Origin of the sequence: Streptomyces cinnabarinus, from assembly GCF_027270315.1 — a bacterium.
Lineage (GTDB): Bacteria > Actinomycetota > Actinomycetes > Streptomycetales > Streptomycetaceae > Streptomyces > Streptomyces cinnabarinus.
In genome coordinates, this window is record NZ_CP114413.1 from 7,408,863 (window position 1) to 7,424,151 (window position 15,289).

Annotated in this window: 12 protein-coding genes; 8 read left to right on the top strand and 4 right to left on the bottom strand. The window is 71.2% G+C overall.

What is annotated here, in order from left to right:
* Positions 1-50 precede the first annotated feature (50 nt).
* From STRCI_RS33445 to STRCI_RS33480, 8 genes are all read left to right on the top strand, one after another.
* Positions 51-1,184, top strand: a complete 1,134-nt coding sequence (locus tag STRCI_RS33445; protein WP_269662698.1) for an inositol-3-phosphate synthase — start codon at positions 51-53, stop codon at positions 1,182-1,184.
* Positions 1,181-2,320 carry an SCO3242 family prenyltransferase gene (locus STRCI_RS33450; RefSeq protein WP_418953398.1) on the top strand — a complete coding sequence of 380 codons (1,140 nt, stop codon included), beginning with the start codon at positions 1,181-1,183 and terminating at the stop codon, positions 2,318-2,320. The genes STRCI_RS33445 and STRCI_RS33450 overlap by 4 nt, the downstream gene beginning before the upstream one ends.
* On the top strand, positions 2,317-3,204 hold the full coding sequence (locus STRCI_RS33455; protein WP_269662699.1) for a sugar phosphate isomerase/epimerase family protein: 888 nt from the start codon (positions 2,317-2,319) through the stop codon (positions 3,202-3,204). Before STRCI_RS33450 ends, STRCI_RS33455 begins: the two co-directional genes overlap by 4 nt.
* Entirely contained in the window at positions 3,201-3,899 is a 699-nt protein-coding gene (locus tag STRCI_RS33460; RefSeq protein WP_269662700.1) for an EboA domain-containing protein, read from the top strand. The genes STRCI_RS33455 and STRCI_RS33460 overlap by 4 nt, the downstream gene beginning before the upstream one ends.
* Positions 3,899-4,747, top strand: coding sequence for a TatD family hydrolase (locus tag STRCI_RS33465; protein WP_269662701.1), 849 nt, complete (start codon positions 3,899-3,901; stop codon positions 4,745-4,747). Before STRCI_RS33460 ends, STRCI_RS33465 begins: the two co-directional genes overlap by 1 nt.
* A 3-nt stretch (positions 4,748-4,750) precedes the next feature.
* Positions 4,751-5,908, top strand: a complete 1,158-nt coding sequence (eboE, locus tag STRCI_RS33470) for a metabolite traffic protein EboE (protein WP_269662702.1) — start codon at positions 4,751-4,753, stop codon at positions 5,906-5,908.
* Positions 5,905-7,332, top strand: a complete 1,428-nt coding sequence (locus tag STRCI_RS33475) for an alkaline phosphatase family protein (protein WP_269662703.1) — start codon at positions 5,905-5,907, stop codon at positions 7,330-7,332. The genes eboE and STRCI_RS33475 overlap by 4 nt, the downstream gene beginning before the upstream one ends.
* Before the next feature lie 81 nt (positions 7,333-7,413).
* Positions 7,414-8,460: a sugar phosphate isomerase/epimerase family protein gene (locus STRCI_RS33480; protein ID WP_269662704.1), complete on the top strand. Its 1,047-nt coding sequence runs from the start codon at positions 7,414-7,416 to the stop codon at positions 8,458-8,460.
* A 106-nt stretch (positions 8,461-8,566) separates the two neighbouring features.
* Here the strand turns inward: STRCI_RS33480 and STRCI_RS33485 are convergent, their stop codons facing one another.
* The 4 genes from STRCI_RS33485 to STRCI_RS33500 all read right to left on the bottom strand — a co-directional run bounded on the left by STRCI_RS33485 (position 8,567) and on the right by STRCI_RS33500 (position 15,160).
* Positions 8,567-9,955: an OFA family MFS transporter gene (locus STRCI_RS33485; protein WP_269662705.1), complete on the bottom strand. Its 1,389-nt coding sequence runs from the start codon at positions 9,953-9,955 to the stop codon at positions 8,567-8,569.
* Positions 9,956-10,076: 121 nt separating this feature from the next.
* Positions 10,077-12,221 carry an acetate--CoA ligase family protein gene (locus tag STRCI_RS33490; protein WP_269662706.1) on the bottom strand — a complete coding sequence of 715 codons (2,145 nt, stop codon included), beginning with the start codon at positions 12,219-12,221 and terminating at the stop codon, positions 10,077-10,079.
* A gap of 4 nt (positions 12,222-12,225) precedes the next feature.
* A complete protein-coding gene (gene frc, locus STRCI_RS33495) occupies positions 12,226-13,467 on the bottom strand; it encodes a formyl-CoA transferase (RefSeq protein ID WP_269662707.1) in 1,242 nt (413 codons plus the stop codon).
* 10 nt (positions 13,468-13,477) lie between these two features.
* On the bottom strand, positions 13,478-15,160 hold the full coding sequence (locus STRCI_RS33500; protein ID WP_269662708.1) for a thiamine pyrophosphate-binding protein: 1,683 nt from the start codon (positions 15,158-15,160) through the stop codon (positions 13,478-13,480).
* Positions 15,161-15,289: the final 129 nt, after the last annotated feature.

Sequence of the window (15,289 nt, forward strand, 5' to 3'; positions counted from 1 at the left end):
CTCCGCCCGCCGTCTTCCACCACGGTTTCCGCACGACAAGGAGGCTGCCCATGTCCGCGTCCCGTTCTGGATCCCTAGTCGGAGTGTGGTTGATCGGCGCACGTGGCTCCGTCGCCACCACGGTGGTCGCGGGCTGTGCCGCGGTCTCCGCGGGCCTGCACCCGCCGACGGGCATGGTCACGGAAACCCCCGCCTTCACCGACTCCGGCCTGCCGGCCCTGCCGTCGCTGGTCTTCGGCGGCCACGACACCGTGGACTGCCCGCTGCCCAAGCGCGCGGAGGAACTCGCGGCGGGCGGCGTCCTGCCCCCCGGCCTGCCGACCGCCGTTCAGTCCGAACTGGCCGCAGCGGACCGGGAGATCAGGCCCGGTGGCCCGCTTCCCGGTGACACCCGCGACGAGCCCGCACTGATTGCCTCCTTCGCCCACGACATCCAGGACTTCGTACGGCGCCTCGGTCTGACCCGCGCGGTCGTGGTCAACGTGGCCTCGACGGAACCCGCGTCCACCGGCGCGGCCCTGCCGCCCAGTTCGCTCTACGCGGCCGCCGCGCTGCGCGCCGGCTGCCCGTACGTCAACTTCACCCCCTCCACCGGCCTGCACCACCCCGAACTCGCCCCCCTCGCCGCCGAGTCCGCGCTCCCGTACGCGGGCCGCGACGGCAAGACCGGCCAGACCCTGCTCCGGGCGGCCCTCGCCCCGATGTTCACCCAGCGCGCCCTGGCGGTCCGGGCCTGGTCCGGCACCAACCTCCTGGGCGGCGGTGACGGCGCCGCCCTCGCCGACCCGGCGGCCGCCGCCGCGAAGAACGCGGGCAAAGAACGCGTCCTCGCCGAGACCCTCGCCACGCCTCCCGAGGGCGAGGTCCATATCGACGACGTCCCCGCACTCGGCGACTGGAAGACGGCCTGGGACTACATCGCCTTCGACGGCTTCCTCGGCACGCGCATGATCCTCCAGACCATCTGGCAGGGCTGCGACTCGGCCCTGGCCGCCCCCTTGATCCTCGACCTCGTCCGACTCACCGCCCGAGCACACGAGAGGGGACTGTCCGGACCGCTGAGCGCACTCGGCTTCTACTTCAAGGACCCGGTGGGCTCCGGACCGGCGGCGCTGGGGGAGCAGTACGCGCAACTGGTGCGGTTCGCGGATGTGCTGCGGGGCGCAGAGGGGGAGGAGCGGTGAGCCGGAGGGCTGTGCCGAGGGACCGGGCGTCAGCGGCTCTCCCGAACTCGAACGTCCCGCTCGCCTGGGCCGAACTCCTCCGTCTCCCCGCCCTGTTCACCGTCCCCGGCGACGCCCTGGCGGGCGCGGCCGCCACCTCCGCACCCCACAACTCCCGCACCCTCCTCGCCATCGGCGCCTCCCTCTGCCTCTACGAGGCCGGTATGACCCTGAACGACTGGGCCGACCGCGAGGAGGACGCCGCCGAACGCCCCCACCGTCCCCTGCCCTCCGGCCGCATCCGCCCGACCGCGGCCCTCACGGCGGCCTGCGCCCTCACGGCCACCGGCCTGGCCCTGGCCGCCCGCGCCGGACGCCCCGCCCTCTCCGTCGCCGTACCCCTCGCCGCCACGGTCTGGGCCTACGACCTACGCCTGAAGCACACCCCGGCGGGCCCCGCCGCCATGGCCACGGCCCGCGCCCTCGACCTCCTGCTGGGCGCCGCCGCCACCGGCGGCCGTATCCGCGAGGCCCTCCCCTCCGCGGCCCTCCTCGGCACTCACACCCTGACGGTCACAACCATCTCCCGCCACGAAACCCAGGGCGGCTCCTCCCGCGCACCCCTGGCGGCCCTGGCCACAACCGCCGCACTGAGCACCCTGATCACCCGAGTCGGAGGCCGCGACCGGGGCTCGGAGGGCGCCTCGGGGGCAAGGGGTGCCTCTGACGTGCCTGGCGCCTCCGAGGTGCCTGGCGCGTCTGACGGGCCGGGCACTTCCCGCGCGCGGGGTGCCTCCGACGCGCAGGGCGCTCAGCCGGCCCCGCTCCCACCCACCCGGGCCCGGCCCCCCGCCCGGCCCCCCGCCCGGCCTCCCGCCCCTCCCGCGCTCCTTGCCTCAGCCCTCCGCCCCACCCCTTCCCCCCTCCGCCAAGCCCTCGCCACCGCCTACGCGGCCACCACCGCCCGTGCCTACTTCCACGCCGCCCTCAATCCCTCACCCCCGCTCACCCAGCGCGCCGTCGGTGCCGGGATCCGCGCCACCATCCCCCTCCAGGCCGCCCTCGCCGCCCGCTCCGGCGGTACAGCCACCGCTCTGCTCGTCGCGGCCCTCGCCCCGCTGGGCCGCCGGTTCGCGAGGAAGGTGAGCATCACATGACGCCCGCAGCGGACGGCCCCCTCGCCGCCACCCCCCTGCGTTTCGGGTACGGCACCAACGGCCTGGCCGACCTACGCCTCGACGACGCCCTCTCCCTTCTCGCGGACCTCGGCTACGACGGCGTCGGCCTGACCCTCGACCACATGCACCTGGACCCGCTGGCCCCGGATCTGTCCGCCCGCGTCCGTCGAGTCGCCCAGCGCCTGGACACCCTCGGCCTGGGCGTCACCGTCGAGACCGGTGCCCGCTATGTGCTCGACCCGCGCCGCAAACACGGCCCCTCCCTCCTCGACCCCGACCCGGACGCCCGCGCCCGCCGCGTCGACCTGCTGATCCGGGCCGTCCGGATCGCCGCCGACCTGGGCGCCCACGCCGTGCACTGCTTCAGCGGCAGCACCCCCGCCGGCACCGACCCGGACACCGCGTGGAAGCGCCTGGCCGAGGCGCTCATCCCCGTCCTGGACACGGCCGCGGCCGCCGAGGTACCCCTCGCCGTCGAACCCGAACCCGGCCACCTCCTCGCCACCCTCGCCGACTTCCACCACCTGCGCCGCACCCTCGGCGACCCCGAACACCTGGGCCTCACCCTCGACATCGGTCACTGCCAGTGCCTGGAACCCCTTCCTCCCGCCGACTGCGTCCGAGCCGCCGCACCCTGGCTGCGCCACGTCCAGATCGAGGACATGCGCCGCGGCGTCCATGAGCACCTCCCCTTCGGCGAGGGCGAGATCGACTTCCCGCCCGTCCTCGCGGCCCTCGCCGCCACCGGCTACCAGGGTCTGACCGTCGTGGAACTGCCCCGTCACTCCCACGCCGGCCCTCAACAGGCCGCACTCTCCCTCCCGTTCCTCCGCGCCGCCGCCCCCGAAGGGAGCACCCCATGACCCCACTCCACCCCAGCACGGGCACCCCGGCGGCGAACCCCCAGGCCACAGACCCCGACACCCTTCACACCCACCTGACCGCCCACCTCCCCGGCGCCGCCCGTACCTGGCTGGACCGGGCCCTCACCGAGGCCGCCGCCCATCCCGGCACCCATGGACCCATCTCCGTATGGGAGTTGCGCCTGGCCGAGGCCGGCCGCCGCTGCGGACCCGGGTACGCCGACGCCGCCCGCGTCCTCATCCTGCACGCGGCCCGGGCCGACACCGAGGCGATCACCCGTGTGTACTTCCAGGGCACCGGCCCCGAACGCCGCGCCGTCCTGCACGCCCTGCCCCATCTCGTGCCCGGCCCCGACGCCCTCCCGCTCGTCGAGGACGCCCTGCGCGCCAACGACACCGGCCTGCTCGCCGCCGCCGTGGGCCCCTACGCCGCCCGGCACCTCGACGCCCACCAGTGGCGCCACGCCGTACTGAAGTGCCTGTTCACCGGCGTGTCCGTCGGCGCGGTGGCCGACCTGGAGCGCCGGGCCCGCGCCGACGCCGAACTCGCCCGCATGCTCGGCGACTACGCCGCCGAACGCACCGCCGCGGGCCGTCCCGTACCCGAGGACCTGCACCGCGTCCTGGCCCTGACCGAACCCGGCTCCGCACGCCCGCCGCACGGTTCGGCCCACCCCCACGGCAAGGAGTCCTGATGCGCATCTTCGACCCCCACATCCATATGACGTCCAGGACCACCGACGACTACGAGGCCATGCACGCCGCGGGCGTCCGCGCCGTCGTCGAGCCCTCCTTCTGGCTGGGCCAGCCCCGCACCTCTCCCGCCTCCTTCTTCGACTACTTCGACTCCCTCCTCGGCTGGGAGCCCTTCCGGGCCGCCCAGTACGGCATCGCCCACCACTGCACGCTCGCTCTCAACCCCAAGGAGGCGAACGACCCGCGCTGCCTGCCCGTCCTGGACGAACTGCCCCGCTATCTCGTCAAGGACCAGGTCGTGGCCGTCGGGGAGATCGGCTACGACTCGATGACCCCGGCCGAGGACACCGCGCTCGCCGCCCAGCTCCAGCTCGCCGCCGACCACGAGCTGCCCGCGCTGGTGCACACCCCGCACCGCGACAAGGCGGCCGGACTGCGCCGCACCCTCGACGTGGTCGCCGAGTCCGCGCTGTCCCCGGACCGCGTCCTGGTGGACCACCTCAACGAGACCACCGTCAAGGAGGCCAAGGACAGCGGCTGCTGGCTGGGCTTCTCCGTCTATCCCGACACCAAGATGGACGAGGAGCGGATGGTCGCCATCCTCCGCGCCCACGGCCCCGAGCGGGTGCTGGTGAACTCCGCCGCCGACTGGGGCCGCAGCGACCCCCTCAAGACCCGCAAGGTCGGCGAACTGATGCTGGCCGAGGGGTTCACCGAGGACGAGGTCGACCGGGTGCTGTGGCGCAACCCCGTCGCCTTCTACGGGCTCAGCGGCCGGCTGAACCTCGACCTCACCGCCCCCGACGCCACCCACGAGGGCAACTCGATCCTCCGCGGCGGGGCGTGAGCCATGCGCTTCCGGCACCCCGACGGCTCCACCGTCCACCTCGCCTACTGCACCAACGTGCACCCCGCCGAGACCCTCGACGGCGTCCTCGCCCAGCTCCGCGACCACTGCGAGCCCGTCCGCCGCCGCCTCGGCCGGGACCGCCTCGGTATCGGCCTGTGGCTCGCCAAGGACGCCGCGCACGCCCTCGGCACCGACCCGTCCGCGCTGCGCGGCCTGCGCTGCGAACTCGACCGCCGAGGACTGGAGGTCGTCACCCTCAACGGCTTCCCCTACGAGGGCTTCGGTGCCGAGGAGGTCAAGTACCGCGTCTACCGGCCGGACTGGACCGACCCCGAGCGCCTCGACCACACCACCGCCCTCGCCCGGCTGCTCACCGGACTGCTCCCCGACGACGTCGACGAGGGCAGCATCTCCACCCTCCCGCTCGCCTGGCGCACCCGGCCCACCGCGTCGGCCCACGCCGCTCTGCGCACCCTCGGCGAACGGCTCGACGCGCTGGAGGAACTCACCGGCCGCTCCATCCGCGTCGGCCTGGAACCGGAACCCGGCTGTGTCATCGAGACCACCGGCGACGCCATCGCCCCGCTCACCGCGATCGACCATCCGCGCATCGGCGTCTGCGTCGACACCTGCCATCTCGCCACCTCCTTCGAAGATCCGCACACCGCCCTCGACGCCCTGGTCGCCTCCGGTGTCCCCCTCGTCAAGTCCCAGCTCTCGGCGGCCCTGCACGCCGAGCACCCGCACCTCCCCGAGGTCCGCACGGCCCTCGCCGCCTTCGACGAGCCCCGCTTCCTGCACCAGACCCGCATCCGCACCGCGGCCGGCCTGCGCGGCACCGACGACCTCGGCGAGGCCCTCGGCGGCCAGGCGCTCCCCGACGCCGCGCCCTGGCGCGCCCACTTCCACGTCCCCCTGCACGCGGCCCCCGCCGCGCCCCTCACCTCCACACTCCCCGTCCTGAAGACCGCCCTGACCCGGCTCGTCGGCGGCCCGCACCCGCTCGCCCGCCATCTGGAGGTCGAGACCTACACCTGGCAGGCCCTCCCGCCCGAGCTGCGCCCCACCACCCGGGCCCAGCTCGCCGACGGCATCGCCGCCGAACTCACCCTCGCCCGCGACCTGCTGACGGACCTCGGCCTGAAGGAGCTCCCATGAGCACGAGCACCCCACGGACCGCCCCCGGCAGCGGCCCCACTCCCGGCCCCGGTCCCACCCCGCTCCTCGTCCTGGACGTCGTCGGTCTCACCCCCCGTCTCCTGGACCACATGCCCCACCTCAAGGCCCTCGGCCGCTCCGGCTCCCGTGCTGCCCTCGGCACCGTGCTCCCCGCCGTCACCTGCGCCGCCCAGTCCACCTTCCTCACCGGCACCCACCCGTCGGAGCACGGCATCGTCGGCAACGGCTGGTACTTCCGCGAGCTCGGCGACGTGCTCCTGTGGCGCCAGCACAACGGCCTGGTCGCCGGCGACAAGCTCTGGGACGCCGCCCGCCGTGCCCACCCCGGCTACACCGTCGCCAACATCTGCTGGTGGTACGCCATGGGCGCCGACACCGACATCACCGTCACCCCTCGTCCGATCTACTACGCCGACGGCCGCAAGGAACCCGACTGCTACACCCGGCCCCCCGAGCTGCACGACGAACTCACCGCGGAACTCGGCACCTTCCCGCTCTTCCACTTCTGGGGCCCCGGCGCCGACCTGGTCTCCAGCCGCTGGATCATCGACGCGACCCGCCACATCAACCGCACCCGGCACCCCGACCTGACGCTCTGCTACCTCCCTCATCTCGACTACGACCTCCAGCGCTTCGGCCCCGACGACCCGCGCTCCCTGAAAGCCGCCGCCGACCTGGACCGCGCCCTGGCCCCGCTCCTCGACGACGCCCACGCGGAAGGCCGCACCGTCGTCGCGCTGTCCGAGTACGGCATCACCCGCGTCAACCGGCCCGTCGACATCAACCGGGCCCTGCGCCGAGCGGGCCTGCTGGAGGTGCACACCCAGGACGGCATGGAGTACCTCGACGTGATGGCGTCCCGCGCCTTCGCCGTCGCCGATCACCAGATCGCCCATGTGTATGTGCGCCGACCGGAAGACCTCGACGCGACCCGGGCCGCGCTCGCCGGCCTCGACGGAATCGATGAACTCCTCGACGACGAGGGCAAGAAGAGGTACGGCCTGGACCATCCGCGCTCCGGCGAACTCGTCGCCGTGGCGGAGCCGGACGCCTGGTTCACGTACTACTACTGGCTCGACGACGCCCGCGCACCCGACTTCGCGCGCCTGGTCGAGATCCACCGCAAACCCGGCTACGACCCGGTCGAACTCTTCATGGACCCGCTCGACCCCTACGTCAAGGTCAAGGCCGCGACCGCCCTGGCGCGCAAGAAACTCGGCATGCGCTACCGCATGGCGGTGGTGCCCCTGGATCCCTCACCTATTCGCGGCAGCCACGGCCGCCTTCCCGCGAGCGACGACGACGGTCCGCTCCTCATCTGCTCCACCCCCCGCGCTGTCGGTGACCGCCTCGCGGCCACCGATGTGAAGTCACTCCTGCTCCAACTCGCCGGTCTGGTCTGAGGGCTGAACCCCTCACGTCCGACTGGTCCCCAGTGAAGCACTCACCACTGACAACGCCCCGTGATCACGAGGAGTTCCAGCATGAGCCGCACCTTCTCCACCGATCCCGAACTCACCCACCGCCTCAGCAGACGCGGCATGCTCGGCGTGGCCGCCGGTGCCACCGCCGCCGCTCTGCTGGGCGCCGCGGCCACCCCCGCCACGGCCGCCACCGATGCCGCGGCCGCGACCGACGCCGCAGGCCGCGGCCGACCCGTCCTGCCGCCCGGCCGGCTCGGCATCCAGCTCTACAGCCTGCGCGACAAGGTCTCCACCCTCGGCTTCGCCGCCGTCTTCGCCGAACTGGAGAAGTACGGTTACGACGAGGTCGAGTTCGCGGGCTACACCCAGGGCTCGGCGGGCCCCATCACCCTCGCCCAGCTCAAGCGGCTGGCCCGCAGCCACGGTCTGAACCCGATCGGCAGCCACGTCGGCTACTACTCCAGCGACCCGAACGCCTACACCTTCGCCCAGAACCTCACCAAGGTCCTCGACGACGCCCAGGCGCTCGGCCTGAAGCACATCGGCACCGCCTCGGGGCCGTTCCGCTACGGCTCGACCGTCGACGCCTGGAAGCGGGCCGCCGAGGAGTTCAACACCTACGGCGCCGCGGCCAGGGCCCGCGGCATGAAGTTCTACCAGCACAACCACTCCGAGGAGTTCTCCTTCGCCACCGACAACCCCAAGGTCCGGCTCTACGACGTGCTGCTCGCCGAGACCGACCCCGACCTCGTCTTCCTGGAGATGGACATCTTCTGGGCGTACTCCGGCCAGTTCCGCTTCTCCAAGCGGCCCGACGGCACGCCCGCGCCGTTCGACCCGCTCGACTATGTCCTCAAGCGGCCCCACCGCTACCCGCTCTTCCACGTCAAGGACGGCGTCAGCGACCCGGCCAACACCTACGGCTACCGCATGGTCGACGTCGGCGACGGGGACATCGACTACCAGCGGTTCATCTCCGGTGTGACCAGGCTGCGCGGCGAACGGCTCGCCCACCACTGGCAGGCCGAGCACGACAACCCGGCCGAGTCCTTCACCTTCGCCCGGCGCTCCAGCGAGCATCTGCACTCCCTGCGCGAGAAGTGCTGACGGCCGTACACGCCTGAGGAGGCCCTCCCCCGGACGGGGAGGGCCTCCTCACGTTTGCGCCAGGTCGCGGCAGGGACGGTTCGCGGCGTCGGACGGTTCCGTCAGGTCACGCCGTCTCCTCGCCGAGCGGTTGCGGGTTGGGAGTGATGTGGCGCTTGCTCCGGTCGCGTCCCGGTGGGGTGAGGAAGAGGGCCACGAAGCCGGCGAAGATCGAGATGCAGCCCGCAAGGGTGAAGGCGCCGTTGTAGCCCCAGGCGCCGACGACCACGGAACCCATACCGGCGCCCAGACCGGAGACGAGCTTGGAGCTGTAGACCATCCCGTAGTTGGTGGCGTTGTTGTTCTCGCCGAAGTAGTCCGCCGTCAGCGCCGCGAACATCGGGAAGATGGCACCGCCGCCGAAGCCGGAGATGGCGGAGAAGATCAGGAACAGCGGCAGGTTCTTGATCTCGGCCGACCAGATGATGCCGAACTGGGCGAGGCCCAGGATGGCGCACACATAGAGCAGGCACCGCTTGCGGCCGTAGAGGTCGGAGAGCCAGCCGATGACGCCGCGGCCGGTTCCGTTGACGATCGCCTTCAGTGACATCGCGGTGGCCACGATTCCGGCCGCGAAGCCCGCGTCCTCGCCGATGTCGACCTGGAAGGCGATACCGAAGATGTTCACGCCGGAGGTGCAGGCCAGACAGAACCACATCAGGGCCACCCGGCCGGTCTTCCACGCCTCCATCGGGGAGTACTGCTTATCGGCCGGAGGGTTCCTCTCCAGCGAACGCCGGGCCCGCGGGTCCTCCGGGGGGTTCAGCGGGTCGATGTCGGCCGGCCACCAGTTCTTCGGCGGGTCCCGGAAGTAGAAACCGGCGACGGCCACCACGCCGGCGAGGAAGACACCGGCCGTGACCAGCACCCAGCGGAAGTTGGAGCCGTCCATGAAGCCGGTGAAGATGAACACGAAGGGCACCGAGCCATAGGCGAAACCGCCGTTGACGAAGCCGGTCTTGCCGCCCTTCCGCTCCGGGTACCACTTGCCGACCATGTTGACGCAGGTGGCGTACACCATGCCCGCGCCCATGCCGCTGAACATGCCGAATCCGAAGAAGGCAACCGCTACATGCGGCGCGTACGCCAGTGACAGATAACCGAGCAGCGTCCCGACCGCGCCCAGCATCATCGCCCAGCGCGCCGGCAGCTTGCCGTTCTCACGCAGCCGCCCCGCCGGAAAGGCGACCGCGGCCTGGCAGAACACCCAGACGGTCATCATCCAGTAGATGCTGCCGCTGGACCAATGGTGCGCCTCGTGGAGGGTATCCTCGGCGGACGCGAACGCGTACTCGGCCGAGGAGATGCCCATCATGCCGATCCAGGGCAGGATCACCATCCACTTGCGCTTGCGCCCCATGACGTCGATGTCGGACTCGCCGACGCGGTAGACGCGTCCGTTCCTGTCGGTCACCTCCCGGTAGGTGGCGACCTGTGTAACGTCCGTGGTTGTCACGTTGATTGCACCCCTTGCGTCGAAAGTTCTGGCCAGCGCCCCCTGTCCAATGCCTTTCGTGCGCGCTCGGGTCCTGGGGTCGGCCGACGCGCACCGTCGGCCGACCCCTCCCTCCCTCACCTCATGAACCGCCCCCCAACAGTCCCGCCGCCCTGGCCCAGCGGTACTTCGCGCCGAGCACGGCCACCGGCTTCTCCGTCGTGTACGGGTAGGCCACGACCCCTCGCTCGTAGAGGTACTGGCAGGCCTCCTCGACCTCGACATCGCCCGCGAGTGACGCCACCACCGGCTTCTCGATCCCGCGCGCGCGGAACTCGGCCACCACGCGCGCGGTGAGCTCGGCGAAGACCATGGGGGGAGTGACGATGGTGTGCCAGTAGCCGAGGACCAGCGCGTGGATCCGCGGATCCTCAAGGCCGAGCCGGATGGTCGCCTCGTACGTCGACGGCGGCTCGCCCCCTGTGATGTCGACCGGGTTGCCCGCGGCCCCGAAGGGCGGGATGAACTTCCGGAACGACTCGTCCAGGTCGGGCGGGATCTCCATCAGGGTCAGGCCGTTGTCGGTCACCGCGTCGGACAGCAGCACGCCGCTGCCACCGGCGCCGGTGATGATCACGACGTTGTCGCCCTGGGGAGCGGGAAGCACCGGCAATGCGCGGGCGTACTCCAGCATGTCGTTGAGCCCGGGAGCCCTGATCACACCGGCCTGCCGCAGGATGTCGTCGTAGACGGCATCGTCGCCCGCGAGCGCCCCGGTGTGCGACCCGGCCGCCTTGGCTCCAGCGGCCGTCCGCCCGGCCTTGAGCACCACCACAGGCTTCCTCGGTACGGTCGCCCTGGCGGCCTCCACGAAGGCCCGCCCGTCCTTGAGGTCCTCCAGGTGCATCGCGATGCACTCGGTGTGCGGGTCCTCGCCGAACCAGGTCAGCAGGTCGTCCTCGTCCAGGTCCGACTTGTTGCCGAGGCCGACGATGGCCGACACGCCTGTCTTCGTGGTGCGCGCGAAGCCCAGGATGGCCATGCCGATGCCACCGGACTGCGAGGTGAGCGCCACCCCGCCCTTGACGTCGTACGGAGTGCAGAACGTGGCGCACAGGTCCTGCCACGTCGAGTAGTAGCCGTAGATGTTCGGGCCGAGGAGCCGGATGCCGTGCTGTTCGGCGATGGCCACGATCTCGTCCTGGAGTTCGTGCTCGCCGGTCTCCGCGAACCCGGAGGGGATCAGCACGGCGTTCGGGATCTTCTTGCGTCCCACCTCCTCCAGGGCCGAGGCCACGAACTTGGCGGGGATCGCGAAGACCGCCACATCCACCTCACCGGGAACGTCCGTGACACTCTTGTACGCCTTGCGGCCCAGAATGTCATCGGCCTTGGGGTTCACCGGATGGATCTCCCCGGCGAAGCCGCCGTCGACGAGGTTGCGCATCACCGAATTGCCGATCTTGCCCGGCTCGTTGGAGGCGCCGATCACGGCGACCGAGGAGGGCTGCATCAGCCGGCGCATCGAGGTGAGGATCTCCTCGCGCGAGTAACGGCGGCGCTGCTTCACCGGCGTGTCGGAGAGGATCACGCGGATGTCGGCCGCGACCGCCCCCTCCGGTGTGGCGATCACCGGGTTGAGGTCCACCTCGGCGATCTCCGGGAAGTCCGTGACGAGTTGGGAGACCCGGCGGATCTGCTCGGCCAGCGCCCACCGGTCCACGGCCGCCTGGCCGCGCACCCCGCGCAGGATCTCCGCCGACCGGATCGAGTCCAGCATCGACAGGGCCTCGTCCGCGTCCAGGGGAGCGAGCCGGAAGGTGACGTCCTTGAGGACCTCCACCAGCACCCCGCCGAGCCCGAAGGCGACCACCTTCCCGAACGTCGGGTCGGTCACCGCGCCGACGATGACCTCCTGCCCCTTGGGGAGCAGTTCCTGCACCTGGACGCCCTCGATCCGCGCGGAGGCGTTGTACGCCCGCGCGTTGTCGATGATTGTGTGGAACGCCTTGCGTACGTCGGCGGCGCCCGCCACGCCGACGATCACTCCGCCGGCGTCGGTCTTGTGCAGGATGTCCGGCGAGACGATCTTCATCACCACGGGCCCGGCGAAGCGCGCCGCGTACGCCACGGCCTCCTCGACGTCGGTGGCGAGTTCCTCCCCGGGTACGGCGATCCCGTACGCGTCGGCGATCACCTTGCCCTCGGGCGCGGTCAGCGCGGTGCGTCCCTCGGCCCGCACGGAGTCGAGGAGCGCGCGCACCCGCAGGACCCGGTCTTCGGCCATCACGTCAGATCACTCCGTTCGACTTGAGCAGGCGCAGCTCCTCGTCGCCGAGGCCGAGCTCGCCGATGAAGACCTCTTCGTTGTGCTGGCCGAGCAGTGGTGAACTGGTCACCTCGACAGGGGAGTCGGACAGCTTCAGCGGGCTGCCGACGGTCACGAAGTCGCCCCGCTCGGGGTGCGGCACGGTGACCACCATCTCGTTGTCGACCAGCGAGGAGTCCTCGATGATCTCCTTGGTGGACAGGATCGGACCGCACGGGATGTTGTGCGCGTTGAGCTTCTCCAGCACCTCCCACTTGGGCAGGGTGGAGGACCATTCCTCGATCAGCTGGAACATCTTGTTCAGCTGGGGCAGCCGGGACTCCGGCGTCGCCCACTCCGGGTCCTCGGCGAGCTCGGGGCGGCCGATCAGCTCACTGATCGGCTTCCAGCCGACGGGCTGGACGATCACATACACGTAGTCGTTCGGGCCGCCCGGCGCGCACTTGACCGCCCAGCCCGGCTGGCCGCCGCCGGAGGCGTTGCCCGAGCGGGGAACCTCCGTGCCGAAGTCCTCGTTGGGATATTCAGCGAGGGGGCCGTGGGACAGGCGCTGCTGGTCGCGCAGCTTCACCCGGCAGAGGTTGAGCACCGCGTGCTGCATGGCCACGTTCACCCGCTGACCACGCCCGGTGGTCTCCCGCTGGAACAGCGCGGCGAGAATCCCCGCCACCGCGTGGACGCCCGTGCCCGAGTCGCCGATCTGGGCCCCCGTCGCCAGCGGCGGCCCGTCCTCGAACCCGGTGGTCGACATCGACCCGCCCATGGCCTGCGCGACGACCTCGTACGCCTTGAAGTTGGTGTACGGGCCCTCGCCGAATCCCTTGATGGAGGCGTAGACGATCCGAGGATTGATCTCCTGGATACGGTCCCAGGTGAAGCCCATCCGGTCGATCGCGCCGGGGCCGAAGTTCTCGACCATGACGTCGGAGCGGCGGATCAGCTCGGTGAGGATCTCCTTGCCGCGCTCGGTCTTGGTGTTGAGGGTGATGCTCCGCTTGTTGCAGTTGAGCATCGTGAAATAGAGCGAGTCGACGTCCGGGAGGTCGCGCAGCTGCTTGCGTGTGATGTCGCCGGTCGGCGCCTCCAGCTTGACGACGTCCGCGCCGAGCCAGGCGAGCAGCTGGGTCGCGGAGGGCCCGGACTGTACGTGCGTCATGTCCAGGACGCGGATGCCTTCGAGGGCCTTGGTCGGCGTTCCAGTCATGGCGGTCACCTCACTTGTACATGGTCTGGTTCATGGTTCCGGGGGCGTACGCGTCCGGGTCGACCCAGACGTTGATCAGCGAGGGCTTCCCCGACTCGCGGGCGCGGCGGAGGGCGGGGCCGATGTCGGCGGGGTCGCGGACCTCCTCGCCGTAACCGCCCAGCATCTGCGCGAACTTGTCGTAGTGGACATCGCCGAGGGTGTTGCCGACGCGCTCGCGGGCCTCGCCGTACTTGGCCTTCTGGCCGTAACGGATCTGGTTCATCGAGGAGTTGTTGCCGACGATGCCGACGAAGGGCAGGTCGTAGCGGACGAGGGTCTCGAAGTCCCAGCCGGTGAGGGAGAAGGCGCCGTCGCCGAAGAGGGCGACCACCTCCTTGTCCGGCCGGGCCTGCTTGGCCGCGAGCACGAAGGGGACGCCGACGCCGAGGGTGCCGAGCGGACCCGGGTCCATCCAGTGGCCGGGCGACTTGGGCTGCACCACCTGGCCGGAGAAGGTGACGATGTCGCCGCCGTCGCCGATGTAGAGGGAGTCCTCGGTGAGGAAGTCGTTGATCTCGCTGACCAGCCGGTAGGGGTGGATCGGGGAGGCGTCGGAGCGCAGGTGCGGCAGCCGCTTCTCGATCGCGGTCTGTTCGGCCGAGCGCAGCTCGTCCAGCCACTCCTTGCGCTTGGAGGCACCGCCGTTGAGGCGCCCGGAGGCGGCCTCGGTCACCGCCTTCAGCACCAGACCGGCGTCCCCGACGATGCCGAGGTCGATGTCGCGGTTCTTGCCGACGGTCCGGTAGTCCAGATCGATCTGGACGACCGTCGCGTCCGGCGACAGCCGCTTTCCGTAGCCCATGCGGAAGTCGAAGGGCGTGCCGACGATGACGATGACGTCGGCGCCGGAGAAGGCGTAGCGGCGCGACAGCTGGAAGTGGTGCGGGTCGCCGGGCGGCAGGGTGCCGCGTCCGGCGCCGTTCATGTACGCCGGGATGTTGAGGGTGCGGACGAGCTCGATGGCCGCCTCGGTGCCGCGGGTGGTCCACACCTGGCTGCCCAGCAGGATGGCGGGCTTCTCGGCGTGCACCAGCAGATCGGCGAGCTTCTCGATGGCCTCGGGGTCGCCGGCCGAGCGGGTCGAGGCGCGGTAGGCGCCGGGCCGGGGCACGCGGGCCTTGTCGGCGGGCACCTTGGCGTCCAGGACGTCGCGCGGGATCTCCAGGAAGGAGGGTCCGGGCGCGCCGTGGTAGCACTCGCGGAACGCCATGGACACCATGTCCGCCGCGCGCGCCGTGTCCGGCACGGCCGCCGCGAACTTGGTGATCGGCGTCATCATGTCGACGTGCGGGAGGTCCTGGAGGGACCCCATCTTGTGCTGGGTGAGGGCGCCCTGGCCGCCGATCAGCAGCATGGGCGACTCGGCGCGGAAGGCGTTGGCGACGCCGGTGACGGCGTCGGTCGTGCCGGGCCCCGCGGTGACGACGGCGCAGCCGGGCTTGCCGGTGATGCGGGCGTAGCCGTCGGCGGCGTGCGCGGCGACCTGCTCGTGGCGGACGTCGACGACCTCGATGCCCTCGTCGACGCAGCCGTCGTAGATGTCGATGATGTGGCCGCCGCACAGGGTGTAGATGCGATCGACTCCCTCGGCCTTGAGGGCCTTGGCTACGAGATGACCACCGGAAATGAGGTCCTGGGTGTCGTCGGGCATGGCGAAGTCCTGTCCCTTCGTAGGGGGTTGGAACGGCTCTCGCGGTACATTGCATACAGTCGACGAATACTGTATGAAGCTTGTTATCCCGCATCCGGTGGGTGGTGTCCAGGGGGCGTGCGGCACTTT